Annotated in this window: 5 protein-coding genes; 2 read left to right on the forward strand and 3 right to left on the reverse strand. The window is 69.0% G+C overall.

From position 1 onward, the window contains the following. Both VF330_RS36555 and VF330_RS36560 read left to right on the forward strand, forming a co-directional pair. A partial coding sequence (locus tag VF330_RS36555) for a DUF5753 domain-containing protein (RefSeq protein WP_330856314.1) occupies positions 1-588 on the forward strand: 588 nt, incomplete at its 5' end. Between the two features lie 13 nt (positions 589-601). Next, entirely contained in the window at positions 602-706 is a 105-nt protein-coding gene (locus VF330_RS36560) for a DUF397 domain-containing protein (protein WP_330856315.1), read from the forward strand. Here VF330_RS36560 and VF330_RS36565 read toward each other — a convergent pair. From VF330_RS36565 to VF330_RS36575, 3 genes are all read right to left on the reverse strand, one after another. Further along, complete coding sequence (locus VF330_RS36565) at positions 693-1,238, reverse strand: radical SAM protein (RefSeq protein ID WP_330856316.1); 546 nt, start codon at positions 1,236-1,238, stop codon at positions 693-695. The two genes, VF330_RS36560 and VF330_RS36565, sit on opposite strands and share 14 nt — an antisense overlap. A 73-nt stretch (positions 1,239-1,311) precedes the next feature. Then, a complete protein-coding gene (locus VF330_RS36570; protein ID WP_330856317.1) occupies positions 1,312-1,956 on the reverse strand; it encodes a response regulator transcription factor in 645 nt (214 codons plus the stop codon). Positions 1,957-1,967: 11 nt separating this feature from the next. Then, on the reverse strand, positions 1,968-2,576 hold a 609-nt coding region (locus VF330_RS36575; protein ID WP_330856318.1), incomplete at its 5' end, for a sensor histidine kinase.

The raw sequence follows: 2,576 nt of genomic DNA on the forward strand, positions 1-2,576 counted from the left end.
CGCACGCTGGCGATGACCGAGGCGATGGCGACGAAGATCGTCTCCTATGAGGTGATCACCGTGCACGGCCTTCTGCAGACGGAGGGATACGCCAGGCACCTGTTCGTCGACTCCCAGATCGAAGCACCTGAGGACATCGAGAAGTTCGTTCAGGCGCGCATGGCCCGGCAGGCGATCATGAGGCGTCCCAACCGGCCGGAGTGCGTCTTCTACGTGCACGAGCTGGCGCTGCGGATGGGGGACGCACGATTGCGGGACGAGCAATACCGGCGCCTGCTGTGGAAAACCCATGTCCTCCGGGTTGTGCCGGCGCACGTCCACGCATTCCGGTCCGCGGCCACGCTGTACGAGTTCGGCAAGGTGTCGCCGGTCGTGTACAGCGAGTCCGACACGGCTCAGGTCTACGCGCAGGACAGCACCGCCGTCGCCCGGACCAGGAGGCTCTTCCAGCGGCTGGATGCCGTCGCTCTGAGTGCGGAACAATCGAGGTACAGGCTGGCGGAGTACGTCAGCGGGCTTCGAGAGGATCCTCATGGCGGCGGAACGGGTCTGGCGCAAGAGCAGCTACAGCAGTGGCGGCAGCGGTGAAAGCTGCATCGAGGTGTCGCTGGCCCACGACGCCCTCGTCCGGGACACGAAGAACGCGAGCGGCGACCGGCTCGCGTTCTCCACCCCTGCCTGGCGTGCCCTGCTCAACTGGCTCTGACCACCGAGGTGTTCGCGGTCTCCACCGTCACCCGTACCGACTGCGGCGCCAGCGACTGCAGGTACTGGGCGTGGTCCGACCCGAGCGACTCGCTGAACGCGATGAACCCCAGCCGCGGCAGCTCGAACGCGGTGGTGGCGCAGAACTCCTCCAGCCGGTCGAAGCCGCGCCGGATCCCGGTGGCGTCCAGGCCGAACACAGCGAACGAACCCAGCCTGGAGGCGCCGATGTCGAGCAGGCGCAGGGCGTGCATGGCGTGGGTGAACGCCATCGCGCACACCTCGATGCGGGCGCACGACTCCAGCAGCGTGCGCACCATCGACGGGTGCATCGACTTGCCGTTCGTGCGCAGGACGATGTCGATCCCCGCCGACCGGAACATGCCGACGATCTCGAACAGGCCGGGCACGTCCAGCGGTTCGCCGCCGCCGAGCGTGACGGCTTCGGGTCGCATGGAGATGAGTGCTCGGGCGATGTGCAGCATGCGGTCGTGGCTGAGCCGCGCGTGTGCGACGTCCCAGGTGATGTCCATCGGGCCCCCTTCGGCGGATACCGCCGATCCAACCGAGAACCCTGTCCCCGGCACAGGTGACCGCTGTCCCGAACTAGCGGGGACTTCCGAGCCCGGCCTCTCGCGCGCGCACGATCGCCTGCGCGCGGTCGGCCACCTGGAGCTTCGAGAAGATCGCGGACACCCGGTTGCGCACGGTCTTGCCCGACAGGCTCAGCCGGAGAGCGATCGACGCGTTGTCCATGCCCGACGCCATCAGCTCCAGCACGTCCCGCTCGCGGTCGGTGAGCTGCGGGAAGAGCACGGCCTTCGACGACGAGATCGCGGTGAAGTAGCCCATCATGCGCTGGGCGATGGTGGCGCTGAAGATCGCCTCGCCGGCTCCTATGGCCTGCACGGCCCGCACGATCTCGTCGTCGTCGGTCGTCTTGACCAGGTAGCCGCGGGCGCCGGCCTTCATCGCGGCGAACACCAGCTCGTCGTCCTCGTGCATGGTCAGCACGAGGACTCCGACGGACGGCAGCACTTCCAGGATCCGCTTCGCCGCGTCCACGCCGCCCAGCAACGGCATGTGCAGGTCCATCACGACGACGTCCGGTTCCGCTTCCAGCGCGACCGTGACGGCCGACAGTCCGTCGGCTGCCTCGCCGACGACCGAGAGGCCGTCCTCGCCGTCCAGCAACGCCTTGAGCCCGCGCCGGAACACGGGGTGGTCGTCGGCGATCACAACCCGGGTCACTGTGCCCTCCACTACTGGGCTTCCAACGGGATTCGCGCGACCACACGGGTGCCGTGCGGTTCCGCGGGTCCCACTGTGCACGATCCACCCAGTTCCGCGCAGCGTTCTCGCATGGAGTCCAGCCCGACACCCGGCTTGGAATCGACCGCCACCCCGCAGCCGTCGTCGACGATCTCCACGACCAGGTCGCCGTCGGTGCGGACGCTGATCGAGCACGTCGTGGCGCCGGAGTGCCGGGCGGTGTTGGTCAACGCCTCCGCGACGATCCGGTAGGCCGCGACCTCGACGGCGGCGGAGAGCCCGTCGATCGGCTCGGCCTCGACCTGCACCCGGAGCTCGCCGTTGAAGCGGGCGGCCTCGTCGCGCACGGCCAGCGCCAAGCCCTGGTCGAGGATCGGCGGCCGTAGCCCGTCCACGAGCCGGCGCACCTCGACGGCCGTGGTGTCGACGTCGGTCAGCACGGGGTCCAGCACGTCGCCCAACGACCGGCGCAACGCCTTGAGCTGCAACCGGATGCCGACCAACGCCGGTCCGACGCCGTCGTGCAGGTCGCGGCGCAACCGCAGGCGTTCTTCCTCACGCGCACGCACGAGCCGTTCGCGGGCGAGCTGCAGATCGGC

The organism is Lentzea sp. (genome assembly GCF_036380075.1).
Lineage (GTDB): Bacteria > Actinomycetota > Actinomycetes > Mycobacteriales > Pseudonocardiaceae > Lentzea.

Excerpts from the sequence above, each read along its gene's own strand:
- VF330_RS36565 (WP_330856316.1), bottom strand. The coding sequence starts at position 1,238 with ATGGACATCACCTGGGACGTCGCACACGCGCGGCTCAGCCACGACCGC.